Annotated in this window: 26 protein-coding genes, 1 tRNA gene and 1 pseudogene; 14 read left to right on the forward strand and 14 right to left on the reverse strand. The window is 42.2% G+C overall.

The annotated features are described in order from the left end of the window. Positions 1-128: 128 nt before the first annotated feature. Positions 129-308: a DUF4974 domain-containing protein gene (locus ACQ86K_RS23965; RefSeq protein WP_431198947.1), complete on the reverse strand. Its 180-nt coding sequence runs from the start codon at positions 306-308 to the stop codon at positions 129-131. Continuing rightward, positions 287-1,132: a FecR family protein gene (locus ACQ86K_RS23970; protein ID WP_431198948.1), complete on the reverse strand. Its 846-nt coding sequence runs from the start codon at positions 1,130-1,132 to the stop codon at positions 287-289. The genes ACQ86K_RS23965 and ACQ86K_RS23970 overlap by 22 nt, the downstream gene beginning before the upstream one ends. Positions 1,133-1,339: 207 nt before the next feature. Here ACQ86K_RS23970 and ACQ86K_RS23975 point away from each other — a divergent pair, with 207 nt between their 5' ends. Beyond that, positions 1,340-1,981, forward strand: a complete 642-nt coding sequence (locus tag ACQ86K_RS23975; RefSeq protein WP_091174974.1) for a class I SAM-dependent methyltransferase — start codon at positions 1,340-1,342, stop codon at positions 1,979-1,981. Positions 1,982-1,996: 15 nt separating this feature from the next. Here ACQ86K_RS23975 and ACQ86K_RS23980 read toward each other — a convergent pair whose 3' ends face one another. From ACQ86K_RS23980 to ACQ86K_RS24000, 5 genes are all read right to left on the reverse strand, one after another. Beyond that, the gene (locus tag ACQ86K_RS23980) at positions 1,997-2,170 is read right to left on the reverse strand and encodes an RNA polymerase sigma factor (RefSeq protein WP_431198949.1); all 174 of its coding nucleotides are present in this window, start codon (positions 2,168-2,170) and stop codon (positions 1,997-1,999) included. Then, a complete protein-coding gene (locus ACQ86K_RS23985) occupies positions 2,131-2,589 on the reverse strand; it encodes an RNA polymerase sigma factor (RefSeq protein ID WP_431198950.1) in 459 nt (152 codons plus the stop codon). Before ACQ86K_RS23985 ends, ACQ86K_RS23980 begins: the two co-directional genes overlap by 40 nt. A 251-nt stretch (positions 2,590-2,840) precedes the next feature. Further along, complete coding sequence (locus ACQ86K_RS23990; RefSeq protein ID WP_090527975.1) at positions 2,841-3,710, reverse strand: inositol oxygenase family protein; 870 nt, start codon at positions 3,708-3,710, stop codon at positions 2,841-2,843. A 292-nt stretch (positions 3,711-4,002) separates the two neighbouring features. Further along, complete coding sequence (locus ACQ86K_RS23995) at positions 4,003-4,542, reverse strand: hypothetical protein (protein WP_431198951.1); 540 nt, start codon at positions 4,540-4,542, stop codon at positions 4,003-4,005. Positions 4,543-4,555: 13 nt separating this feature from the next. Further along, entirely contained in the window at positions 4,556-5,533 is a 978-nt protein-coding gene (locus tag ACQ86K_RS24000) for a glycoside hydrolase family 28 protein (protein WP_431198952.1), read from the reverse strand. 267 nt (positions 5,534-5,800) lie between these two features. On the opposite strand from ACQ86K_RS24000, the gene ACQ86K_RS24005 reads away from it, so the two are divergent. Further along, positions 5,801-5,872: transfer RNA gene (locus tag ACQ86K_RS24005), tRNA-Arg, on the forward strand. Positions 5,873-5,908: 36 nt separating this feature from the next. Here ACQ86K_RS24005 and ACQ86K_RS24010 read toward each other — a convergent pair. Then, positions 5,909-6,658, reverse strand: a complete 750-nt coding sequence (locus ACQ86K_RS24010) for a helix-turn-helix domain-containing protein (protein WP_431198953.1) — start codon at positions 6,656-6,658, stop codon at positions 5,909-5,911. 178 nt (positions 6,659-6,836) lie between these two features. Here ACQ86K_RS24010 and ACQ86K_RS24015 point away from each other — a divergent pair, with 178 nt between their 5' ends. Beyond that, positions 6,837-7,232, forward strand: coding sequence for a DoxX family protein (locus ACQ86K_RS24015; protein ID WP_091175176.1), 396 nt, complete (start codon positions 6,837-6,839; stop codon positions 7,230-7,232). A gap of 4 nt (positions 7,233-7,236) precedes the next feature. After that, a complete protein-coding gene (locus ACQ86K_RS24020) occupies positions 7,237-8,184 on the forward strand; it encodes a polysaccharide deacetylase family protein (RefSeq protein WP_091174961.1) in 948 nt (315 codons plus the stop codon). Between the two features lie 228 nt (positions 8,185-8,412). Here the strand turns inward: ACQ86K_RS24020 and ACQ86K_RS24025 are convergent, their stop codons facing one another. Both ACQ86K_RS24025 and ACQ86K_RS24030 read right to left on the reverse strand, forming a co-directional pair. Further along, positions 8,413-8,790 carry a hypothetical protein gene (locus ACQ86K_RS24025; protein WP_256337547.1) on the reverse strand — a complete coding sequence of 126 codons (378 nt, stop codon included), beginning with the start codon at positions 8,788-8,790 and terminating at the stop codon, positions 8,413-8,415. After that, positions 8,787-9,800 (reverse strand): sulfatase-like hydrolase/transferase, encoded by a 1,014-nt coding sequence (locus tag ACQ86K_RS24030; RefSeq protein WP_256337546.1) that lies wholly within the window; start codon positions 9,798-9,800, stop codon positions 8,787-8,789. The genes ACQ86K_RS24025 and ACQ86K_RS24030 overlap by 4 nt, the downstream gene beginning before the upstream one ends. A 156-nt stretch (positions 9,801-9,956) precedes the next feature. Between ACQ86K_RS24030 and ACQ86K_RS24035 the strand changes: the two genes are divergently transcribed. After that, positions 9,957-10,847, forward strand: coding sequence for an IS1595 family transposase (locus ACQ86K_RS24035; protein WP_189549506.1), 891 nt, complete (start codon positions 9,957-9,959; stop codon positions 10,845-10,847). Positions 10,848-10,992: 145 nt separating this feature from the next. On the opposite strand, the gene ACQ86K_RS24040 is transcribed toward ACQ86K_RS24035, so the two are convergent. After that, positions 10,993-11,352 carry a winged helix-turn-helix transcriptional regulator gene (locus tag ACQ86K_RS24040; RefSeq protein WP_091175184.1) on the reverse strand — a complete coding sequence of 120 codons (360 nt, stop codon included), beginning with the start codon at positions 11,350-11,352 and terminating at the stop codon, positions 10,993-10,995. A 74-nt stretch (positions 11,353-11,426) separates the two neighbouring features. On the opposite strand from ACQ86K_RS24040, the gene ACQ86K_RS24045 reads away from it, so the two are divergent. From ACQ86K_RS24045 to ACQ86K_RS24055, 3 genes are all read left to right on the forward strand, one after another. Beyond that, positions 11,427-12,242: an SDR family oxidoreductase gene (locus ACQ86K_RS24045; protein WP_091175186.1), complete on the forward strand. Its 816-nt coding sequence runs from the start codon at positions 11,427-11,429 to the stop codon at positions 12,240-12,242. 578 nt (positions 12,243-12,820) lie between these two features. Next, complete coding sequence (locus tag ACQ86K_RS24050) at positions 12,821-13,705, forward strand: oxidoreductase (RefSeq protein WP_091175191.1); 885 nt, start codon at positions 12,821-12,823, stop codon at positions 13,703-13,705. 97 nt (positions 13,706-13,802) lie between these two features. Continuing rightward, the gene (locus ACQ86K_RS24055) at positions 13,803-14,609 is read left to right on the forward strand and encodes a helix-turn-helix domain-containing protein (protein WP_091175194.1); all 807 of its coding nucleotides are present in this window, start codon (positions 13,803-13,805) and stop codon (positions 14,607-14,609) included. A gap of 210 nt (positions 14,610-14,819) precedes the next feature. Here the strand turns inward: ACQ86K_RS24055 and ychF are convergent, their stop codons facing one another. Further along, positions 14,820-15,923: a redox-regulated ATPase YchF gene (gene ychF / locus ACQ86K_RS24060; RefSeq protein WP_091175336.1), complete on the reverse strand. Its 1,104-nt coding sequence runs from the start codon at positions 15,921-15,923 to the stop codon at positions 14,820-14,822. 218 nt (positions 15,924-16,141) lie between these two features. Between ychF and mgtE the strand changes: the two genes are divergently transcribed. Next, positions 16,142-17,512, forward strand: coding sequence for a magnesium transporter (gene mgtE, locus ACQ86K_RS24065; protein ID WP_090528011.1), 1,371 nt, complete (start codon positions 16,142-16,144; stop codon positions 17,510-17,512). Positions 17,513-17,605: 93 nt separating this feature from the next. Here mgtE and ACQ86K_RS24070 read toward each other — a convergent pair whose 3' ends face one another. Both ACQ86K_RS24070 and ACQ86K_RS24075 read right to left on the reverse strand, forming a co-directional pair. Further along, positions 17,606-17,938: a DUF3276 family protein gene (locus ACQ86K_RS24070; RefSeq protein WP_090528014.1), complete on the reverse strand. Its 333-nt coding sequence runs from the start codon at positions 17,936-17,938 to the stop codon at positions 17,606-17,608. 224 nt (positions 17,939-18,162) lie between these two features. Further along, a complete protein-coding gene (locus ACQ86K_RS24075; protein ID WP_091175198.1) occupies positions 18,163-19,950 on the reverse strand; it encodes an ABC transporter ATP-binding protein in 1,788 nt (595 codons plus the stop codon). A 619-nt stretch (positions 19,951-20,569) separates the two neighbouring features. On the opposite strand from ACQ86K_RS24075, the gene ACQ86K_RS24080 reads away from it, so the two are divergent. The 5 genes and pseudogenes from ACQ86K_RS24080 to yajC all read left to right on the forward strand — a co-directional run bounded on the left by ACQ86K_RS24080 (position 20,570) and on the right by yajC (position 25,404). Beyond that, positions 20,570-22,249: a S8 family serine peptidase gene (locus ACQ86K_RS24080; protein WP_143020890.1), complete on the forward strand. Its 1,680-nt coding sequence runs from the start codon at positions 20,570-20,572 to the stop codon at positions 22,247-22,249. A 269-nt stretch (positions 22,250-22,518) separates the two neighbouring features. Continuing rightward, entirely contained in the window at positions 22,519-23,604 is a 1,086-nt protein-coding gene (locus ACQ86K_RS24085; protein ID WP_091175201.1) for a Glu/Leu/Phe/Val family dehydrogenase, read from the forward strand. Positions 23,605-23,661: 57 nt separating this feature from the next. Next, positions 23,662-24,609: a transcription antitermination factor NusB gene (gene nusB, locus ACQ86K_RS24090; RefSeq protein WP_091175203.1), complete on the forward strand. Its 948-nt coding sequence runs from the start codon at positions 23,662-23,664 to the stop codon at positions 24,607-24,609. Between the two features lie 9 nt (positions 24,610-24,618). Next, complete coding sequence (locus ACQ86K_RS24095; protein ID WP_091175205.1) at positions 24,619-25,059, forward strand: DUF1573 domain-containing protein; 441 nt, start codon at positions 24,619-24,621, stop codon at positions 25,057-25,059. 16 nt (positions 25,060-25,075) lie between these two features. Further along, a pseudogene (gene yajC / locus ACQ86K_RS24100) lies at positions 25,076-25,404 on the forward strand (preprotein translocase subunit YajC). The last annotated feature ends 83 nt before the right edge of the window (positions 25,405-25,487 follow it).

Raw genomic sequence — 25,487 nt, forward strand, 5'->3', positions numbered from 1 at the left:
ATTCCTCCAAAACTGGCCCGGCCATTTTGGAGGATCATTTCTCTTTTTCCTTGGTTCAACTCATAGCAATTTCATTTTTTTAGGTTGTCAAACATTTATTTGTTTTTATAATTGGTATATCAGGTACATTAATTACAGCCTTTGCCCTTTAACGTATAAGCATCGCCTGCCTTTTTAAAATGGGCATTTATAAGGGCCTCGGTCAGCTTCAATACTTTTTCTAATGGCATATTGTTAAAATCGGCGTATAACGTACAGTTCAATAAATTTTTGTCGGCTCTGATTGTTACATTATATTTTCGCTGCACATCGGCCAAAACATCAAACAGGGGGTATTATGGTATTGCAGCTTACCCTGCTGCCAGCTGACCACCGACGAGGCATCATTTATTTTTTCGGTAAGCACTGTTTGGCTGGTTTTGTTATAAACCATTTGCATATTCGCTGTGAGTAATACAGCAGGATGTTTTGAGGCCGTTGGAACAACTCCTACTTTTCCGCTTACCACGGTGATCTTAACCGATTTATCTTCGGTATAAGCTTTAACATTAAAGCTGGTACCTAAAACAGTGGTTTTAATTTTACCCGAGTGAATAACAAACGGTTTACTGCTATCGTGCGCCACTTTAAAGAAAGCCTCGCCTGTAAGTGTAACCTCCCGCGTTTTCTCTTTAAACTTATCCGGGTACTTTAAACTACTGCCGGCATTAAGGCAAATGCTCGTACCATCAGGTAAAGTGATCAGTTTAATTTCGCCGTTTAGTGCCACCGTTTCCTGGTAAGTAACAGGGTTCAACCAGTTGTCCAACTGTTTTCTGAAGATATAGCCGGCACTAAAAATAGCGGTTACAGAGGCGGCAACGGCCAGCTTTACCAGCAAACGCCAAAGAGGAAACACCTTTCTGGGCGGAGGCTTAATTATACGCTGATGGATATTGTTAAGTATCTGATCAGATGCCTCTCCACTCAGAGAGATCTTCTTTTCCAGAGCATCCTTACTGAAACCTTCAAGCGCTATAAGATATAATTCTGAAACATCTCCTTGCAGGTATTCGGCAAGCCAGCGCCTGTCCTCAGGAGTTAAATTCTCGGTATTATAAAGCCTTTCTAAGCGTTTGACTATAGTTTCCACAAGCTATTTTTATATAAATACGCCGGGAGCTTTAAAACGGGGGGATGGGTTTACAATTATTTTTAAGAAAAATAAAAACTCATAAAATTGAGCTGCATTTAATTTTTTTCACAGCCACATTATTGTCATCAATGTACTGCAGCCCTTGTGTTAACTTACTTAAATACTACCTTTATCATCAATAAATAGCTAAATAATTACCTCTGTATGAAAAATGCCTGGACAGAAAAATGGGACCAACGATATGCCGAAGAAGAATTTGCCTATGGTGAACAGCCTAATAATTTTCTACAACAACAACTGTCACTTTTAAAACCCGGCAAAATTCTTTTCCCTGCAGAAGGCGAAGGGCGCAATGCTGTTTTTGCCGCCGGGCTTGGCTGGGCAGTTTCTGCATTCGATATAAGTGTTGAGGGACAAAAGAAAGCCCTGAAACTTGCAGAACAAAAACAGGTAGCTATTGATTATCAGGTTGGAGAGTTGCAGGAGCTCAACTATACAGCGGGGCAATTTGACGTGATCGCCTTGATTTATGCGCACTTTCCTCCCAACATCAAATCACTTGTACATCAAAGCCTTAATAAATATTTAAACGTCGGAGGGCTTATCATTTTTGAGGCTTTTAGTAAAAGTCACCTTGACTACCTTGCAAAAGATGAAAAAATGGGCGGTCCGAGAGATATCGAATCACTATTTTCTTTAGAGGAAATTAAAACAGATTTTAATAATTACGAGATTTTAGAACTTCTGGAAACGGCGATCCATTTAAATGAAGGGCCTTATCACAGCGGACAAGGCTCGGTTATCAGGTTTGTAGGAAGAAAGAAATTAGTTGGAGCAATTGTTTAAAATAAATCCCCATCATCAATTTGTTCCAATCCAATAACAAACCATTATAACTCCTGCGGTTTTCCATTCGGCCTGGTGTTCTTTTATGTGGTTTTTAACTGCCACAACCGCATGTCCGAGGTATTCCTTAACAGTATGTTTAGAAAGGTTCAATTTCTCGGCAGCTTCTTCATAGGTTTTCCCTTCCAATTTGCAAAGGGTAAATACCTTTTTCGCTGCGGCGATAATTGGTTAATAGCTTGTTGTAATAAATAATATTGCTCATCCATTAACTGTACGTCGCCGTTATCGGTTTCCATTTCAGCAAAAGGCATGGTGTTAACAACAGCCGTTTCGCGTACTTTTTTGCGGAGATAGGAGATGGATTTATTGAAGCTCAATACAAATAACCAGCCGCTTACCGATTGATCGGGGTTAATATCAGCCCGTTTTTCCCATAGGGCAACAAAAATATCCTGCAAAATATCCCGGGCGATATCATCGTCCTTAGTGAGTTTGAATATGTTACGATAAATAGCCTGATGATACTTTTGATAAAGCATATCAAATGCACCGATGTCATCATCGTGTAAGCGAAACACTAAATCTTTATCTCCATTTGAATCCATAAAAAACTGATAATTATTTATTTATTCTTTAATCAACAGGCAGGAATTATTGTTAAAAGTACAACTATTTTTCAATCAACGAAGCCACGCCATGGCAGCGCCATTAATTATTTATTTAGTAACAGGCAGGAGGTTTATGGCCTTTTGTAAAGTTTGACCCAGACTATAAACTTATTTTTTATAGCCTGGGCTAAACAGGTAACTGGAATGACCAATATATAAAAACGGGACTAAAACTACAGCCCGTTAAATTACAATTTAACTGTTGCAGGCAGATATTTGGCAATCAGATCCTCATAATAAGGTTTTAACTCGGATACTACTGGCGGTTTCGGGCTTTTAGAGTACAGATCGTACGGATTAAATTTATCAACCCATTTAAACATCTCCTGGTCATGCGCATTCAACAAATGGTCATACGCTTTTTCGCGGTGCTGTGAGTAAAATGAGTGATAGCGGATCATGTACAAAGCTTCTTCGGGCAGGTAATCTTTGGTGATATGGTACAGGTACTCATCATGTCCCCATGACATATGCACATTTTCGAGCCCGCATTGATGAGTATAAACGCCATATTTGGTATTGTAACGCTCATCGTAGCTATCAGGATTTGCGGCAAAAAATTCCGGGTAAACTATCTTATCCGAAAATTTACAGCCCACCGGGAACGTGTCGCCCACTACATTCCATTGCGGTTCGCCAAAAAGGCAAAGTACCTTGCCTAAATCATGTATAAAGCCTGTTAATACAAACCAATCCGGGTGTCCATCGGCGCGGATAGCCTCAGATGTTTGCAGTAAATGCTGCAGCTGATCAAGCGAGATATCCGGATCCGATTCATCAACCAGTGTGTTCAGGTATTCCATTGCCGACCACCATGGCATCTCCTTTTTATCAAACTGTAAAAAGTTGGCCTTTTTGGCCAATACATTGCCATAGGTTTGATAAGTATGGTTAAGCCTGTAAAATTCCCGCACCGGGTTATTTTCATCGTCGTTATAAACCCTGAACTCCTCTTTGGCCTTTTCGGTACCTGGTTCCGGGTACCTGCTCAATACATCATCTTCCCATACGTCAAGACTCGGCAATGGCGATATCTCTTTTTCAGTTAACTTTTCCATACTGTAAAGCTTTTATTAAATATTAAGCACCTTGATATTTATTGCGCTCCCAAACCAAATACCACAGAAAAATCCAATTAATTATTGCGGCTTTACGTTTTACTGGAGCTGCAATTCAATGCTCCGTTTAGTTTTATAATGATTAAATTTTGATAAAAAAACGGTCCTTTTATATTAAATGCAATATTTATTTACGTAAACGATTAAGTTACACTAACGTTAAAAGCCGCACGCACGACCTTAAAAGCCCTTAAATTGATTTAGCAAGGCTGATTCCTGATGTGAAATGAAATTACCTCTTAACGATCTTATTTTTACTCGTTCCGGGAATCTGAATGCCTTTAACCGAAGATTTGCTTACCCCGTTAAATACAACCACCGGCAACGATTTAACCTGCGGTATTTTTAGGCCATTAATAGTCAACCTATCCACATCATCAAACACACCGGCAGCCCTGAAATCATTCCCCAGGCAGCTAAGAGTTACATTTTTAAACGTTACCCCTTCTGCATGCCGTGCGTAAAAACCCCAGGCCGGCAATTCTCCAAACATGGAAAACTCGGGATAATCACGCGGGTTTTCCGGGATCTTTGTCAATGAATCGAGGCTAACGTTCGCCACAGCTTTGCTGGCATCACCATGATACACTATCTTAATATTTTCAAGCGTTACATTTTTAACCGGGTGACCAGGCAAGCCCGCAATTGACGAAGGAAAGGTATTATGGTTTCCTTTAACTAAAGGCCCTTCCATCGGGTAACCTTTATCGGGTTTTCCTTTAGGTACATCTACAGTTACATTACTGATGCGGATACCATTGATGCGGCTCACTACAGTATCCTTATTACGATGGCCGAGACGAGATAAAAATGGCGTTGCCAGTATTTACCGCATTGATATTACTGATATCAATATCTTCCATCACGCCACCATCAACACACTCCAAAGCAATGGCTGACCGGTAGGTATCGTAAATTTTCACATTCTTTATCGTTATCTTTTTAAAACCTCCACGCGAAGCCGTGCCAAATTTGATGCCGCTTGCGCTTGACCTGGTGGTACAGTTTGCTACATAAATATTTTCACAGCAGCTGTTCCTGTCGCTTGATTTTAGGCAGATGCCATCATCATCGGCATTAAAAAAGCTATTGGTAAGCTTTACATTTTGGCAGTCGACCAAATCAATACCGTCGTTATTCCAATAAGTATTGCTTTCTACTTTTATACTGTCAATAACCAGATCGCGGCATTTGGTGTAATCCTGTACCCATACCAAACCGTTTTTCATGGTTACACCTTTTATCTGCACATCGGTGCAATTGGAAAAATGGATCAGCTTAGGGCGGTTAGGTTCCTCGGGCTGGGTTTGCCCCCAGGGGTTTTGTTTTTGCCATAACGAATCTCTTAATTTCCCTGCCTTCAGCATCGCGAAAAGGTCTTTCAGTAATTCTTCACCGTTTCCGTCAATGGTGCCTTTACCTGTTATGGCAATATGCTGCAGGTTATTGGCGGCTATCAATGGCGCTGCATGGCCTTCGCCATAATCAATTCTTTTTGCGCTGCCCAGCAATACAGCATTTTTGGCAAGGTTAAGAGTAACATTTGATTTTAGGCTGATAGCAGCCGTTAAGAACTTTCCGGCAGGCACGTATACAGTACCGCCTCCCTGTGCGCTTGCATTATCAATAGCTTTTTGAATGCTGATTGTATTGTTGGTCATACCATCGGCCTTGGCACCATAATCGGTAATGTTAAATACTTTTTGCTGCGCAAAACAGGCAAATGGCGTTATAAGCAGCATTAAAAAATGAAGGATTTTCATTATTAGTTATAATTAAAAGAAAAATTCAAGCAGGTTTATCGCTTATTGAGTTTACGAACAATGAAGCGTTTAATTGTATATTAAACACCTAAACTATTAAACTTTCAATTTAATTAACGGTGGCGGTGTACTTTTATTTACGTAAACGTTTACGTAAAAGCAGTAATATTGACAATAACCCTTATTAAACTTACGCTTTATTACTACACGTTAATATATCAAACAATGCTTTTGGTTTAAATCAATTTTATATCTTTGCCCCTGTCTGCTCCCGTAGTTCAATGGATAGAATTATGGTTTCCGGTACCATCGATATGAGTTCGAATCTCGTCGGGAGCACAAAAGAGACTTGCAAGTTGCAAGTCTCTTTTTGTGTCATCTATTCATCTCCCCATATCTCTTCCTATACGCCGTAGGGTTCTCTCCTTTATATTTTTTAAAAATACGGTTCAGGTGACTTTCATCTGTAAAACCAAACTCATAGGCTATTTCGCTCATGCGTTTATCGGTGTATTGCAGGCGGGTTTCAATCAGTTTCAGTTTATAGCTTGTGATATACTGCTGCAAGCTTTCGCCGGTGGTTTTCTTAAAATATTCGCTGATGTAGTTGGGCGAAAAATTAAATGAGGAGGCTATACACTCGGCTTTCAGGCGGTCGGGCTGGTAAATATATTCGTGGATATAGTTAAGCAGCGGCAACGTAGTTGTTGAAGGTTGTTTTAAAACATTGGCATGCTGCTGTAGCGTGATATTGCGGGCGGCAATAGTTATAATAGTATTCATCAATTGCTCAACTACCTCATTATGCTGTGGAAAATCATTTGAAGTTTCCCGTTGTAGTGCTTCTATCAGAGCCCTTACCAGCGGCTTATCGGTAACTGTTTTAAGGATGCAACCGGGCAAATGGTTATGGTTATGAAAAATGTATTCCATTTTTTTAACCCACTTTTCGCTTTGTGTTTTCAGGTAGCTATCAGTAAAGCGGATGAAGTAAAAGCGGGTTAGCTCGTGCACCTCAAAGCCGTGGTGATCTTCCGGAAAAATCAAAAAGAATTTATTAGAAGCATAAGGCAGTTCATGCCCGTTAATGATCTGGATCCCCTTGCCTTCCAGCGTAAATACCATTTCAAAAAAGTATTGCGGTGCGGTTTAGCTGTGTACTGGCTTGTTTCAAGCAACTCCAGTTCATAAGGCCTGTACAGGTTCTTGGTTTCCATACCCGTAAAGTTACAGATCATCCCACTGAATGTACAAGATCAAGGCACTGATTATACAGAACTTTGACTTATCAAAACAAAACGAAATGAACACTACATCTTTTTTGCTTTTAAGACTGGCTATTGGGGCCAGCATGTTTGGTCACGGATTGGTTCGCTTACCTAAATTGAGTGGTTTTAGCCAGTGGATGGTTGGCACATTTGAAAAATCAATGCTGCCTAAAGCTATGGTAACACCTTTTAGTTACCTGTTACCAATTGCCGAATTTACCATAGGTATACTGCTCTTATCAGGCCTGTTTACCAAACCCGCTTTAATTGGCGGTGGCCTGGTAATGATCATATTAATATTAGGCAGCTGTTTGATCGAGAATTGGGAGATCCTTCCTTCACAACTGATCCATGCTGCTTTCTTCGCCGTACTTCTTCAGTTTGCGGCTAGCAATACCTATTCATTAGATAACCTTTTCTTCAATAAATAATATCATGAGCTCAAGAAGAGATTTTGTAAAACAAGGCGGGCTTTTAGGGTTGGCCGGCCTTGTGGGCAGTAATTTAACATCAGCTAAACAAAGCACACCTTTAAACAACTTTAACACCTCAAAATGGGCCGATGGTTCAAAACTGGTGGTTTCAGTATCCATGCAGTTTGAAGCAGGCGGTCAGCCGGATAACGCCGAAAGCCCGTTTCCGCAAAACATGCAAAAAGGCTTTATTGATTTGCCCGGTGCAACCTGGTTTCAATATGGTTATAAAGAAGGGATCCCCCGCATGCTGGATAACTGGGACAAGCTGGGCATAAAAGTAACATCGCACATGGTTGGTTCGGCTGTGCTCAAGAACCCGGGATTAGCCAAAGAAATTGTTGACCGTGGGCACGAAGCAGCAGCGCATGGTATGAACTGGGCAACGCAGTACACCATGCCTTATGAACAGGAAAAGCAGTTTATAAAAGATGGCGCCGATGCCATTAAAAAAGTAACCGGCTTTACTCCCGTAGGCTACAATGCCAACTGGCTGCGCCGCGGCGAAAACACGCTGAAAATATTACAGGAACTTGGTTTCGTATACCATATTGACGATTTGAGCCGCGATGAGCCTTTCATCATCCCGGTAAATCAAAAAGACTTCGTGGTGGTGCCTTATACCATCCGTAACAACGATATCGTGCTGATTGAAGGCAAAAATTTCTCGGCAGACCAATTTCTCACACAGGTAAAAATGGAATTCGACCAGCTTTATGCCGAGGCTGAGTTTAAACGCCGCCAAATGTCAATCAGTTTCCACGATCGCATTGGCGGTACCCCGCAAATGGTTAAAGCCGCCAATGATCTGATCAAATACATACAACAGCACAAAGGCGTAAGCTTTAAACGCAAAGATGAGATCGCTAAAATGGCTTTGGAGGATAAAACGACGATAAAAGAAAGTTAATCCTCTGACTAAAGCAGGCCTGTCAGTCTGAGCTTGTCGAAGACTCGCGCGTAGAGCCCCGCCCACTATGCCTCGACGGGCCCAGCATTACGCCTATTTTAAATAAACAGGTTATGTTGAACTTGTTTCAACACCCCACATAACAAGTAGCCGATTTGCTTAGCACGGTTGCTTAACTATTGGGATGTTGAAACAAGTTCAACATGACTTTTATTTTTATTTTCATTCCTAATTCTCCTTCATACCCGGATATTGGTCAAAAAGAGCTTTTAACTTTTGGGCCATTTCAGGGTATTCTTTTATTACGTTAGTACGCTCACTAGGGTCATAAGCCAGGTTAAACAGTTCGGTTTTTGCAGGTAGCGGTGAACCTGCTACGCCACCAACGTTGTTATTTGCCTTTACTTCACGATACTTCCAGTCGCCAAGGCGTACGGCTTCGCAAACGCTGTTGTTGTAATAATAAATAGGTTTGTGTTCCGGGTGTTTAGGTGCTTTGCCGGTCAGCACATCAGCTATCGACTGCCCATCCAGTGTACGGCCTTTCGGCAGCGGGGCACCAGTCCAATTGGCAAGGGTAGGCAATACATCGAGGTTGCTCATCATACTGGTAATGCTTGCGCCAACCGGGGTATGGTTTTCCAGTAAACGATGAATGGCTCGCGTACACCGCCCTCATAAGATAAGCCTTTGCTGCCGCGAAAAACTCCGGCTGTGCCCGCATCCCAATGTTTGGTGGCGCTATCGCCCAGCATCCGGTCAGGGAAATCTATCCACGGACCATTATCGCTCGAAAACATAAATATCGTATTATCAGCCAGTCCCTGTTTTTCCAGCTCGTTCCAAACCTGGCCAAGGCTTTCATCAAGCTGCTCAACCACATCGCCTAAATGACCGCCATCGCTTCTGTTTTTATTTTTTGCTGATGATGCAAAGGCTACCGGCAAATGCGGCATATTGTGAGCGAGATATAAGAAAAACGGCTTATCACCCTTTTTCTGCTCCTTAATAAAGCGGATAGCTTCGCGCTTGTATAACTCAATCAATGATGAATCGGCAGGTCTTAGAACTTCGGGCTTATGATTGCGGAATACTTTAATAGTTGTATCTGTTTTAACATAAGGCGAACGGTAGTCATGACTGTACAGCAAACCATAGTATGAATCAAAACCCTGCGCCATGGGATGGTTGTAAGCTGCATGATCGCCAAGATGCCATTTGCCTATCATGGCTGTTTTATAGCCAATTTGTTTCAGCATTTCGGCAATGGTAACTTCCTGATCAGGAATCCCAAGCGATGAACCGGGCCCTATAGGGTAAGGCAAATTCATCCTTGATGCATAACGCCCGGTTAGTAATGAAGCCCTTGATGGTGTACAGGTTGGGCTGCTTACCACGTAATTAGTTGCCCTCACACCTTTTTGCGCCATCTTATCTAAAAATGGCGTACGGATCACCGGGTTACCATAGCAACTTAAATCGGAGTACCCCATATCATCGGCCAAAACAAAAATGATATTAGGTAATTGCTTTTTTTGTGCCGAAGCAGGTACAATTAAAAATATGAAAGCCAAAAGGAAAAGGCCTTTGCAGGTTAATTTGGTGAGACGTTTCATTACCCGGTGAAAATAGTTTTTTATAACGGATGACCGTTAAAGATAACTTAACTTTTACAATGGGGAATGGAATAACTATTTGAATAATGTTTTTCAAATCCCCTCTTGAGAGTAATAGCCCATGAAAAGGCAGGAATAATTTGTATATTTATGATAATGAATATCATAGAGACGATTAAGCGTTTTCCAGATCAGTCCAGTTGCATAGACTATCTTGAAGGATTAAGATGGCAAGGATTGCCAGAATGCCCGTATTGCAACAGCAAACGGAGCAGCAAGCGCCAGGAAAGCCAACGGCATATTTGCAATAGCTGTAACCGCAGCTATAGCGTTTTGGTCGGCACTGTTTTCGAGGGCACCAAACTTCCTTTGCCGCAATGGTTTTTGGCTATTTCATTAATGCTGAATGCGAAAAAGGGGTTATCTGCACGTCAGTTAAGCAGGGATCTGGGATGCAATCGTAAGACAGGCTGGTATTTGCAGATGCGGATACGGGAAGCCATGCGGGACGGCGGGGATGGCGGTTTGTTTAAGGGTATTGTTGAGGTAGATGAGACTTATTTAGGTGGTAAAAAAGCCAATCACTCAAAGAAAAAGCGGCAGGAAAGGCGCGATAATAATTTGCAGGTCACCGGCATGCAGGATAAACAGCCCGTGATTGGGTTATTGGAGCGGGATGGCCGTCTAAAGCTTCAGGTCATAGATAAGGCACATGGGAAAACGCTCAAACCCATTGTTGAACAATCAGTGAGCACAGATGCTACTATTGTAACGGACGGCTTTGGTGGATATGCCGGTTTAAATAAAATATTCCGTGAACATCAGGTATTAAACAAGGAAAAAGAAGAGTATGCCCGGGGAGAGTATCACACCAATACGATTGAGGGCTTTTGGACATTGTTAAAACGGGGGATATATGGTCAATACCATAAAGTATCGCTCAGACATTTGCAATCATACCTGAATGAGTTCACATTTAAATATAACAATAGAGGCAATAACCAGGTGTTTAACTTTTTAATTAACAAAATGGCTACTGCCTCTTGATGGGCTATTACTCTCTTGAGAGGGGGCGCGATGGAGTGAGTGATAGCAGGGGTGTGTTTCTGCGGCATGTTTATCAAAAGCTGAGACACACCCCTCCGCCCCTCTCAAGAGGGGAATCGCGCTTTTCCCGCTTTTATAAATACTACTATTTATCAGCCTTGCGCAGCATCTCCCTGTGCTCCTTGCCCCATTTTATCATTTCTAAAATAATGCCGCCAAAACTCCGGCAATACTCTGTAGATTCATACTCAATTAAAACCGGCGAAGTTGGCGTTACAGTACGTTTAACAAGCTTATTCCTTTCCATAGTTTTCAGCTCGCGCGATAACATACGCGTGGTGATGCCGGGAATGCTCCGCTCAATTTCTCTGAAACGTTTGTTTCCATTGCAAATGGAATTAATGATTGGCAGTGTCCATTTACCGCCAATAACATACATGGTATCTTGTAAAGCCTGCCGCTCATCGGCATGATTACGTTGGTGTGACGTTATTTCCTCTTCCATACTGGTATACTCTGTGTAACTGATTACAAAATTATATCAATTCCAGTATACTTTTGCATAAAAAATAAAATACCATGTCAAAAACAGTTTTTATAACCGGAACCAGCAGCGGACTGGGCAAATTAACCGCTAAACATTTTGCACAACAAGGCTGGAATGTAGCCGCTACCATGCGTACCCCCGAAAAGGAAACCGAACTAACACAATATCCCAATATCAAAATATTTAAGTTAGATGTAACCAACCTTGATCAGGTAAAAACGGCAACTGAACAAGCGATAGCCGCTTTCGGTAAAATTGATGTTGTGGTAAACAATGCAGGTATGGGTACGTACGGCGCATTGGAGCTTGCTAAAGAAGAAGACATCGACTGGCAGTTTGCGGTAAATGCCCGCGGCCCTATCAACGTGATCCGTGCGTTCCTGCCCCATTTCAGGCAAAACAATGGGGGCATGTTCATCAACATCAGCTCCTTTATGGGTATTACTACCGCTGTACCGCTTGGCTCATTATACAACATGTCGAAATTTGCGCTGGAGGGCCTTACCGAAGGGCTCTATTACGAACTAAAACCGCTTAATATTCATTTAAGGCTGATAGAGCAAGGCGGATCCAAAGGCAACAACTTTGTTGAAAGCGTGGTTTGGAACCAAAACCCGGATATAACCGCGTACATTGAACTTAACAGCAAACTGCAAAACCTGATGGGCTCACGCGATGAATCACAACTTGATGATCCGATGCTTATTGTTAACGCTATTGATGATCTTGCTACCGGCAAAAGCGACAAGTTCCGCACCGTTATAGGCGATATGGGTAACATGCTGATGAATATGCGCAGTACTATGCCTATTGAGGAATATATGGAGAAAATGAGCAGCTTCTTTTAATGAACCTTGATTTGTAGGATTTTAGGATTGCCTTGATAAACCGAGCCTAATGAACCAGCTCGTATATTGGGGCAATTATTATTATCAGCATTAAGGGCTTACAGTTTACCGATCGGTTTCTTGTAACAGACTTATACAATCATCATATAATTCGTAAGTTGCATTGGGTGCCCTATCTTTTACTACCTGGCATGCTATAAATTCTATTATCTGATGCCTGTTATTAATAGGTATCCCTGTTTTTTCAAACCAACTTTCCGCTGTCGGAATATATATCAATGCAACGTACCTGCCGGCAGCTAACTCGTACAGAAACTTCAACTTAATATCTCCATCCCTATAAATAACGTACCCTTCACGACCGTTATCAATATATTCTAACTGCTTAGATACCATATCATTTATTATTCTTTCTCTATCTACTAATATAGCTTCTTTATCTAATATGGCTTCTTTATCCGATACCTAACGATCAAAACCTGTAGACCGACCTTTTCAACAAAGCAACTTGAGCTTTTCAACAAAACGCCGCGCCACCTGCCAGCTTAACTTTGTGTTATCAAAATAAAGATAACACTATGAAAAAAGTATGGTTTATAACAGGCAGCGCCCGCGGATTAGGCCGCAGCCTTACAGAAGCAGTTTTAGCAGCAGGTGATAATGTTGCCGCTACAGCACGTAACCCAGAGCAATTAAAAGATCTGGCTGATAAATATCCCGGGCAGGTATATCCGATAAAATTAGATGTTACCGATTACCCGGCAGTACATAAAGCCGTTGCCGATGCGGTAGCCCACTTTGGCAAAATTGATGTATTGGTAAATAACGCCGGTTTTGGTATCATTGGCGCAGCCGAAGCATTTATTGATGAGCAGGTACGCAGTCAGCTGGAAACAAACCTTTATGCACCCATCGAAATCACCCGCGCGGTATTGCCTTATATGCGCAAACAACGTTCGGGCCGTATTTTACAGATCAGCTCGGTTGGTGGTCGCGTTGGTAATGCAGGTTTAAGCATGTACCAGGCAGCTAAGTTTGGTTTGAGCGGCTTCACCGAAGCTTTAGCTAAAGAAGTAAAGCCACTTGGCATACTGGTTACCAGCGTTGAGCCTGGAGGCTTCCGTACCGATTGGGCCGGCGACTCGATGAGCTATGCACCAAAGGTAGAAGGCTATGAACAAACTGTTGACGCGCGTGCCGATTATTTATCGAGCGGCAAATTTATTCCTGTAGGTGACCCCAAAAAAGCAGCGAAGGTAATGGTTGATCTTGTTGAACATCCGGAGCCTCCTGTACACCTTATATTGGGCAGCGAAGCCGCCGGCTTATTAAAAGCTGCCGATGAAGCACGCAAAGCCGAATTTGAAAAATGGCTTCCAATTACAACTTCAACTGATCATGCCGAAGCAGAGGATTTTCTGAATACAGAATTTGGGAAATCAATAACAGCTCAAAAAGCATAATATAATTTCGGTTGTGGGGACTGTTCCCGGGGATATACCAGACTTACGAAACTTTCAAAACTTCGTAAGTCTTTCTTTATTATTAAATTTGAACAACATGCCTGTGTCAAATACAAAAACGTCGCCGCGGATACTTTATTCCTGCTACTCGCAAGTGAGCAGGGCCGGCGAGCAATTTATTGCCGACCATGTATTCGGCTATATCCTCTCCGGCGATTCGGAGCTTTATGTAAACGGTAAAAACTATTATTTTAAACAGGGCGATTACCGCTTTTTGAAACGGAACGAACTGGCAAAATTTGTAAAGCATCCACCCGCAGGCGGTGAGTTCAAAACCATCACGATCGGCATGGATCAAACTACCCTGCAAAGCATGAGCGCCGAACTTGATTTGCAAGCAGATGGCCAGTATTCAGGCGAAAGCGCTTTGTTTCTGAGACCAAACGAGCTTTTCAACAATTACATTGCATCGTTAAGTCCTTATATGGATAAAACCGGCGACGAAATCAGCCCGGCCCTTACCCTGCACAAGGTAAAGGAAGCTGTGATGATATTGCTTGAAACCAATCCGGAGCTAAAAAATATCCTCTTTGATTTCAGCGAACCCGGCAAAATTGACCTCGCGGCATTCATGGCTCAAAACTATCGCTTCAATGTCGATTTAAACCGCTTTGCCTATTTAACCGGTCGCAGCCTGGCAACGTTTAAGCGCGATTTTGAACGGATCTTTAATATATCACCCAACCGGTGGATCCAACAGCAACGATTGAAGGACGCTTATTTCCTGATCAAAGAAAAGAAGCACAAGGTATCTGATGTTTATATCAATGTGGGCTTTAAAGATCTCTCCCACTTTTCCTTCGCCTTTAAAAAAGCTTATGGGGTAGCGCCGTCGGCGGTGTAACCGCTGAGGTAGAGTCAAGAAATCAAGAATCAGGAAACAAGAAGTCAGGACTTAAGAATCAGGACGAGAAAAGGAGTCAAGCAATCATGAGTCAAGAGCTAAGACATAAAAAAGCCAGGAATGGATTAGATCTCATTTCCTGGCTCTTGTATCTTATTGTCTTGACTCTAAATTCTTAATTCTTGACTCTTGCCGTCTTGGGTCTATTCCCTAAACGTTAAACCTGAAGTGCATAATATCGCCATCCTGCACAATGTAGGTTTTACCTTCAACACCCAGCTTGCCGTTTTCTTTGATCACAGCTTCAGAACCGTTGAATTTCACAAAATCTTCGTATTTAATTACTTCGGCACGGATAAAGCCTTTTTCAAAATCGGTATGGATCACACCTGCTGCCTGTGGCGCGGTGAAACCCTGGGTAATAGTCCAGGCACGAACTTCCTGCACACCGGCAGTAAAGTAAGTAGCCAGATTTAATAACCTGTATGCCGCTTTGATCAGCTTGTTAACACCCGATTCGGTAAGACCAAGGTCATCCAAAAACATCTGGCGTTCTTCATAGGTTTCCAGTTGTGAAATTTCAGATTCAATTTGGGCTGAAATGATCAGCACTTCGGCATTTTCATCTTTAACGGCTGCTTTTACTTTTTCAACGTAAGCATTACCGGTACTTACCGAACCTTCATCAACATTACAAACATATAATACCGGTTTGGCGGTAAGCAGCCAAAGGTCGGCTACATATTCTTTATCTTCTTCCTCAACAGGTGCAGTACGGGCCGACTTACCTTCCAGCAGGTGATTTTTATAAACGGTTAAAACATCGAAGGTTTTTTTGGCCTCTTTGTCGCCACCGGTTTTAGCCATCTTTTCAACCTTCTGGATCTTTTTCTCGATAGATTCAAGGTCCTTTAGCTGCAGTTCAGTATCAATGATCTCTTTATCGCGGATAGGATCAACCGAGCCATCAACATGGATCACATTATCGTTATCAAAGCAACGTAATACGTGGATGATAGCATTGGTAGCGCGAATATTCGCCAAAAACTGGTTACCTAAACCTTCGCCTTTGCTGGCCCCTTTAACCAGGCCGGCAATATCAACTATCTCTATAACGTTTGGTACAATTGATTTTGGCTGTACTATTTCGGTAAGCTTTGTTAAGCGCTCATCCGGCACTGTAATTACACCCACGTTTGGCTCGATGGTACAAAACGGAAAATTAGCCGCCTGTGCCTTAGCGTTTGATAAGCAATTAAAAAGTGTCGATTTGCCCACATTCGGCAAACCTACTATACCACATTGTAAACCCATTTTTGTGTTTTTAGTTGATTGAGTGAATGGTTGATTGGGTTGATTAAGTTTTGATTTTGGTAAACTAATCAACCATTTAACCTAATAAACCACTCACTTTAAAAAGCGCAAAGATAACAGAAAATTTTGCCTTATAATTTGAAAAAATAAACGACTTTTGCGCTCGGAAAAAAGAAGCAAAATATTAATACACCGATGTAAAAAAGGAGGGCCTATATATGGAAGAAATGGTTGAGCAAGTAGAATTGTTACTGGAAAAACAAGACGATACCCAATTACAGGAATATTTGAACAACCTTAACATATCGGATGTTGAAGAACTGATTGGTGAACTTCCTGAACATGGCCCAAAATTCATCGAAACCCTTTCGCTTAACCGCGCGGTTAACGTGTTCCGCATCCTTGAATTCCCTGTGCAAGAGCGGATCATCAAAAAACTTTCGGGTCAAAAGCTTGAAGATCTGATCAACGAACTCCCTCCTGACGACCGTACGTCACTTTTCAGCGAATTGCATGGTGACGCCGTTCAAAAACTTATCCAAAAACTTTCACGCGAAAACCGCGAGGAGGCTTTAAAACTTTTAGGTTACGAAGAAGAAAGCGTTGGCCGCTTAATGACACCCGACTATATTGCCGTTAAACGCACCTGGGACGTAAGCCGTGTGCTTTCGCACATTCGCCGGTATGGTAAAAACTCAGAGACCATCGATGTTATTTATGTAATTGATGAGCACGGTGTTTTACTTGATGACATCCGGATCCGTGAGATCTTATTGGTAAAGCCCGAAACCAAGGTGAGTGAGCTAATGGATGGTCGTTTGATTTCGCTTAGTGCCAGTGATCCGCAGGAAGAAGCAATCAACGTTTTCAGGATGAATAACCGCACCGCCCTACCTGTTGTTGATAATAATGACGTATTGCTTGGCATTGTAACAGTTGACGACATCCTTTGGATAGCTAACGAAGAATATACCGAAGATATCCAAAAAATAGGTGGTACGGAAGCGCTGGATGAACCATATCTTGATATCAACCTTTTTAAACTTGTAAAAAAACGCGTAGGCTGGCTCATCATTTTATTTTTAGGTGAGATGCTTACCGCTACCGCTATGGGTTATTTTGGCGATGAGATCTCCAAAGTAGTTGTACTGGCTTATTTTATTCCATTAATTATTTCGAGCGGTGGTAACAGTGGTTCGCAGGCTTCAACCCTCATTATCCAGGCCATGGCCCTTGGTGAAGTTACCGTTGCCGACTGGTGGCGGGTAATGCGGCGGGAAATCCTTTCGGGTTTAATGCTTGGTGTTTGTTTAGGTTTGATAGGCTTTTTACGTATAGCGGCCTGGAGCATGTTCAGCAATATTTACGGCCCGCACTGGATGCTGGTAGGTTTTACAGTAGGCGCATCCCTTATCGGCATTGTTTTATGGGGGTCTTTGTCAGGTTCGATGCTACCGCTCTTGTTGAAGAAACTTGGTGCCGACCCTGCTACCTCGTCGGCTCCGTTTGTAGCCACCCTGGTAGATGTTACCGGTTTGATTATTTACTTTACTATAGCCGTAATATTTATGCGGGGTATATTATTGTAATCCTCGTTTTCAAATATAACACACGAAAAAAGCCCTGTTTCTTAATAAGAAGCAGGGCTTTAATTATTTTAGTTTAGTGTTGTTCTGTAGTAATTAGATCTCAAACGAAAAATCTTCATCGGCAGATGCCCTGGCAATTTCAGGGTTTTCGCTGTACTCATAGCGTTTCTCAACTACCTCCTGGTTTGATTTGATGTAGTCGATGGTATCTTTCAAACCTTCGGCAAATTTTTCAAAGTCTTCTTTATATAAAAAGATCTTGTGTTTTACAAACACCCCATCTTCCAAACGTTTTTTGCTTTCAGTAATAGTAACATAATAATCGTTTGAACGGGTTGCTTTTACATCAAAAAAATAGGTCCGCTTCCCGGCTCTCACCTTCTTCGAATAAACCTCTTCACGCTCTCTATTGTCAAAATCTCCCATATATATTTACCTGTAATTAGTTTTGGTTGGCATAAATATAAATAAATTTTCAAAGTGCAAGTATTTTATTCGTTATTATTGAGTTTTTTGAAACAAAAGTGTCATTTTTTTGTGTGGATGACCAATTACAGGTGAGCTGTGAAAAGAGAGCGCATACCAGTTCATCTCCCTACTGGCACAAGTGTTGTGCGGAGGTTGCGGGAATGCTCACTTGTACCCATTCGTTATGCGTTTTGCTCTTCTTCCAGTAATTGTTTTTCGTAAAGCTCAAAGTAGGTGCCTTTAAGCTGCATGAGGTACGCATGGTTACCCTGCTCAACAATTTCGCCGTTATCCATTACCAGGATCTTGTCGGCATTTTTTATGGTGGAAATGCGGTGGGCTATGATGATGCTTGTTTTATCCTGCATTACCCGGCCAAGGTTATTCAAGATCTCCTCTTCCGTGCGGGTATCAACTGCCGAAAGACAATCGTCAAAGATCAAAACCTGCGGATGCTTAAATATGGCGCGTGCAATGGATACGCGTTGCTTTTGCCCGCCCGATAAGGTAACGCCGCGTTCGCCGATGAGTGTTGTAAAACCCTCTTCCAACTCAATGATATTATTGTATACCGCGGCATCTTTGGCGGCCTGCTCAACAACCGGCATATTTAGTACATCGGCGCTAAAAGCAATGTTATTGGCTATGGTATCCGAAAACAGGAAAACCTCCTGCGGTACAAAACCTATTTGCGAGCGATAGTTTTCGAGGCCAAGTGATTTTATCGGCCGACCGTCAATGGTGATCTCCCCGCCTGTAGTATCATACATACGCATTACCAGGTTGGCAATGGTTGATTTACCCGAACCTGTCCGACCTATAATTGCCAGCATCTGCCCCGGCTCTACGGTAAACGAAACATTCTTTAAGGCCTGGATGCCGGTATCGGGATAAATGAATGACACATCATCAAACTTAATCAATCCCTCAACATGGTGTTTGTCTGCAAGCGGCGAAATGATCTCGGGCTTTTCATGCAAAAATTCGTTAATGCGTTTTTGCGAGGCGGCGGCGCGTTGCACCAGTGAGGTTACCCAGCCCAGCGAAATAACCGGGAACGACAGCATATTGAGGTACACAATAAACTCGGCAATATTGCCCGGGGTAATGTTACCTTTTATTACTTCCACCCCGCCAACGTACATGGTTATTACGTTACTGAGGCCTACCAGTAATAACATGATCGGGAAAAACAGGGCTTGTACTTTAGCCAGTTCCATAGAGTGCACTTTATAGTCTTCACTCTCCTTGGCAAAGTTTTCGCGCACAAAGCCTTCGCGCACGTACGATTTGATCACCCTGATACCCGAAAAGTTTTCCTGCACAAAGCTGGATAAGCCCGACAGCCTTTCCTGGATCATCTCGCTGCGGTGATTGATAATATTGTTTACATAGTAAATAACACCGGCCAAAATAGGCAATGGCAATACCGAAAAAATGGCCAGTTGTACGTTTACTGTAAGCATGGCATATATTACCATAACAAACAATACTACGGTATTGATGGAGTACATAATCCCCGGCCCAAGGTACATGCGCACACGGCTAACATCCTCCGTTACCCGGTTCATTAAATCTCCGGTATTGTGGCGGCGATAAAAGGCGAGAGAAAGTTCCTGGTAGTGGTTGTAGATCTCGTTTTTTAAATCGTACTCGATATGGCGCGACATGAGGATGATGGTTTGCCTCATAAAAAACAGGAACAGGCCCCGCAGCAAGGCCAGCACCAATACCAGTGTACCAAACAGGAATAAGCTGGTACCGAAAATATCGTAAATAAAACTCTGCCTGTCGAAACCCGAGAAAAGCTGGTAGGCCCCTATGTTTTCGGTAACCAGGTCAAAAGCTACGCGGATAACCTGTGCCGGCAGCACACCAAAAACATTGGATATAATTACAAACAACACACCCGGGATAAGCCGCCAGCGGTATTTGTAAAAAAACTTATTAAGGTATGCGAGGTCTTTCATTTATTATTATAGTCCGGAAGTCGGGAATGTCCGAAAGTCGGAAAGCCCTGACATAATAATCAAAAGTATTAAAATTTGGGGAGAGTGATGGAATGGAAAAGTCGGGAGGATGTAAGAATGTTACATTGATACACCCGTAATAATCCTGGAAGTGTTCAATTTTTAAAAGTGTGAACACTTGCATATTTTTCTAAAATAAACACCATTGATAATCAATGCATTACAAACAACACAAACGCCCTTAAAAGTCCAATTGAACACACACATCCTAATAATCAATCAGTTACAAAATCAAGAAGTAAAAAGTTGAACACCCGTTTTTTAAAAGTTGAACACTGACAGGATCATGCCAGTATGATTGCGCTTTGTTAATTAATCGTTTATCAAAAGTAAGGGGCTACACGTCATCAATTTTTAACAAGCGGAGCGCCAGGCCGCATGAGGCTTGTCAATAAATTTTAAGCTAACAGGCTTTTAATATTACTGTTTTAAATACCAGGCTCCGTAAAATCAAACACAATGGCCGGTGTTTCCTGCAATAACAGTACCTTCGCCGCGTTTACAAAACGGAAGCGGGTAATATTGATCTGCTTCTATAATTTATAATTAAACTTAACCTTTGACCAAAATATCTCTCTCGCTCCTGATGACTGCCAAATTACGTACACTCCCTTTATACTTATTACTTATATGTTTCTTTGCAACCGGATGTAAAAAGACCGATAGTCCACCAAAGCCAACTACAACAATAGCTATTAATCCTTCATCGTTAAATGTAGTTAAAAACCCGATCTATTCTTACCGGTTAGAAGCAACGGTTAGCAATGGCTCGGGATCTGAGCAAATAACCTGGAGCTCCGAAAACACCAGGATAGCAACAGTTACTGCCAATGGCTTGGTTTCGTGCTTAGCGGCAGGGCAAACCAATATTGTTGCTACCCTTACAGATGGAAAAACCTTTGCTAAATGTAAAGTGACCATTACCGACGAAAACGATTACAAATATAGGCTCATACTTAAAGACAAGGGCACATCTGCTTATTCGATAAATAAACCATCCGAATTTTTATCGGCGCGAGCAATTGAGCGCCGCCGGAAACGTAATATCCCAATTGATGGAACAGACCTCCCGATCTCTCCCGATTATATTAAAGCGATAAAACAGGTAGGCGGTGTGATAGTAGCACAAAGCAAATGGCTTAACACGGTTAGTGTAAACACATCCGATCAGTTTTTGGTAGATAAATATAAAGCGCTGCCATTTGTAAAAGATGTGATATTGGTGTGGGAAGGGCCAAGACTTAGCACCCCACCTGCCAAATACAACGATATACCACAGCCTGGTTCAAACCAAACCGCGAATACGCCGCTTGATTATGGCGCGGCAACAGCAAATATCAGCACATCCAACGGGCAGGTCCTGCACAACAAGGGTTTTAAAGGCGCCGGGATTGATATTGCCGTTATTGACGCAGGCTTTATCAACCTGAAAACCAACCCGGCTTTTAACAACATTAGCATCAAGGGCGCAAAATCATTTGTTTATGAAAGTCCCGATCCATATGCTATTGATAACCACGGCGTATGGGTTACATCATGCATGGCGGTGAATAAACCCGGAACCTATGTAGGCACAGCCCCCGAAGCAAATTACTGGTTATTCCATACTGAGGATGCATCTACAGAGTATCCTATTGAAGAAGATTACTGGGTTAACGCCATTGAGTACGCCGATAGCGTTGGGGTAGATATCGTTAATTCGTCGCTTACTTATACAAATGGTTATTACCTGACCGAGGCCCGGTATAAATTTGAGGATATGGACGGAAAAACGGCAATGGCCACGAGGGCAGCCAATGTTGCATTTAACAAAGGCATTTTTATTGTATGCTGTGCAGGTAACGAACAGCAATGGGTAGGTACTCCTGCCGATTCGCCTGATGTGCTAACGGTAGGTGCAGTTAACTATACAGGTATTATTGTCCCTATCTCGTCGTTTGGAATAACAGTTGATGGCCGTGTTAAACCCGATATTGTAGCGGTGGGCATAGGAGCCGGTGTGATTAACCCGATGGGGGTTTCGGAAGAACGAATGGGCACATCCTATTCCAGCCCTATTATGTGCGGCCTGGCTGCCTGTTTATGGCAGGCTTATCCCAAACTAACTAATAGAGATCTGCTTGTGGTGCTCAGAAAATCAGCTAACAAATATAATAACCCGGTTATGCCTTACGGTTATGGCCTTGCCGATATGCAAAAAGCTATGGATTTTGCTAAAACTATATCTGATGCTAAATAATATGAATATGATATATATCCGTTACTGCAAGGCCATACTTTGCGGTAAATGCGCTCATTTATAATAAGCCACAAATTTAAACCCGAAAATTCCCTCAAAATCAAATTTGTTTTCATAATCCAATTATAATCATCAAGCCTTTAATATCTAACTAAAGGTTGTTGATACATATTTAATGGCGTTTTCATACATACTGCAACTTAATATCTTTGCCAGTATTAAAAAAACCTCTACTTTTGTGCGCTTAAAGACATTTACTTATAGTACTAATGCCTGAACAACATCCACCGGAATCCATATTTAACCAGCTTGACGCTTTCGGGCATAAGAAAGTTGTTTTTTGTACCGATCCTGATACCCATCTGAAAGCTATTATTGCAATCCACAATACAACGCTTGGCCCTGCTTTTGGCGGCGTACGTATGTGGGCCTATAAAACCGAAGGTGATGCCCTTAATGATGTATTGCGATTAGCAAAAAGCATGACCTACAAGGCAGCGATAGCCGGCCTTAACCTTGGCGGCGGCTATTCGGTGATCATCGGCGATTCGCGCCAGGACAAGAACGAAGCTTTACTGCGTAAATTTGGCCGGTTCATTAAAAACCTTAACGGCGAATTTATCGCTGCCGAAGACGTAGGCACCAGTCCGCGCGATATGGAGTACATTAAAATGGAAACCAACCATGTTACCGGCGCTCCTGAAAACATCGGCGGCAGCGGTGACCCATCGCCAATAACAGCGCTGGGCGTTTTGATGGGCATTAAGGCTTGTGTTAGGGAAATGTACGGCAGCGACAGCTTAACAGGCAAATCGGTTATTGTACAGGGCATTGGCCATGTGGGCGAAAACCTGGTACGCCTGCTTAGGGACGAAAATGTAAAAGTTTACGCCAGCGATATTAATGAGGAACGCGTAAGCCAGATCTCCAAAAAATATGGCGCGCAGCCGGTATCAAATAATAATATTTTTGATATCGATGCCGATATTTACGCTCCCTGCGCTATGGGCGGTACCGTAAATGATCAAACCATTGCTAAATTAAAATGCGGCATTATTGCGGGTTCGGCCAATAACCAACTGCTTGACGAGAGTGTGCACGGGCAAATGCTGCTTGATAAAGGGGTTCTCTTTGCCCCCGATTATGTGATCAACGCGGGTGGTATTATTACCGGTTATTCGGAGTTGATGAATTTCAATAAAAAGCGTACCTTACAGCTTACAGAAAATATTTATGAGGCTACGCGCAATGTGTTAAAGCTGTCAAAGGCCGAAAACATTCCAACCATTAGCGCGGCCAATAAAATAGCCGAAAAACGCATTGAAGACATCAGAAAAGTAAAATCATCCTATTAAAACAATTAATTTTTATATAAACCGTTTGCATAAGCAAACCAAATCGTTCTTACAAAAATGTTAAACAGAAGGCACCTCCGGGTAAAGGTATTACAGGCACTGTACGCGTATCATCAATCAGACACGAAAGATGTTAAGCTATTCGAGAAAAACATGTTGAGCAGCATTGACCAGGTTTACGAAATGTATATCTGGATGCTATCATTAATTAATGAAGTAGTAAGTTTTGCCGCGAATGACGCACAGGAACGCGCCAACAAACACCTCCCTACCGCCGATGACTTAAATGCAAACCTAAAGATCCTCACCAACAGGTTTATCCTGAGCCTGAATGATAATAAGGAATACATTACAGCCTGGAAAAAGTACAAAGTTGACTGGACCTTTGAGCCCGAACTTGCAAAATCACTTTTCATTATCCTTAAAAACTCGCCCGAGTATGCCGAGTATCTTGCCAAAACAGACGATACACTGCAAACAGACAAGGATATCATCAAATTCATTTTCAAAAAGGTTATCCTTAAATCATCATTAGCCGAGCAGGTTTTTGAAGACAGGTTTATTTTTTGGCCTGTTGATAAAGACGTGCTCCAGGCGCTGATTGCCAAAACGTTCAAAAACTTTTCGCATGATGATTACAAGCTTAACCAGCTTGCCGAAATTACCGGCAACTGGGTTGAGGACCGTGATTTTGTGGTAAACCTGTTTCAGCAAAGCATCAGGTACAATGAGGCCTACCATGAGCTGATAGCCGCTAAAACACAAAACTGGGAGCCCGAGCGTATTGCCATGATGGATACCCTGTTAATGAAAATGGCTATAACTGAGTTTATTAACTTTAATTCTATCCCGGTTAAGGTTACTATAAACGAGTATCTTGAAATATCAAAAGAGTTTAGCACGCCTAAGAGTAATTCATTTATAAACGGTATCTTGGACAAGATTTTAATAGAGCTTAAAGCCGAAAACAAAATCAAAAAGATAGGCCGTGGCTTAATAGAATAATATTAAAAAATGAAAAAACTATTTTTAAGCTTAGTAGCAGCAGGCATGTTATTATCGGCCTGCAACAGCAGCAACGGCAACACAGCCGATAACGCTTCAAAAGCTAATGCCGATAGCGCCGCAACCGCGGCTAACGCGCCGGTAGCTAAATTTGAAAAGGAAAGCCACGATTTCGGCAAGATCAAAGAAGGCGACAAGGTATCATACGATTTCAAGTTCACCAATACCGGTAAATCGCCGTTAATTATTACCAACGCGCGTGCTACCTGCGGCTGTACTACCCCTACCTGGCCAAAAGCGCCAGTTAAACCCGGCGAAAGCGGCGTGATCAGCGTTACTTTTAACAGTGCCGGTAAAAGCGGTTTACAGGATAAACAAATAACCGTTACGGCAAACACCCAGCCTGCCGAAACTATGGTACATTTAATTGGCGAGGTTTTAAAAAAATAACAATTAATTTAAACAAATGATAGCTACTATTTTATTACAGGCTTCAAGCGGCGGCTTAGGCAGCTACGGTTCATTAGTACCAATGGTACTGATTATCGTGGTGTTTTACTTCTTTATGATCCGCCCGCAGGTTAAAAAGCAAAAAGATCAAAAAAATACGTTGAAGAACTTAAAAAAGGCGACAGGGTTATAACTACAGCCGGCATCCACGGCCGTATCGTTGATTTAAACGAAACCACATTTTTGGTTGAGGTTGAAAACGGCAAGATCCGTTTTGATAAATCGGCCATATCGCTTGAGGCATCAAAAGCTTTGAACACACCGGTGGTTGAAAAGAAAGCGTAATTGAGCTTAAAGCATAAAGCTAAAGGCCAAAAGCCAAAACAACCTTAGTTTAAACTAAAGCGAAACGCTTAAAGCCGAAAGCA

The organism is Mucilaginibacter sp. P19 (assembly GCF_050632265.1).
GTDB classification, from domain to species: domain Bacteria; phylum Bacteroidota; class Bacteroidia; order Sphingobacteriales; family Sphingobacteriaceae; genus Mucilaginibacter; species Mucilaginibacter gossypii.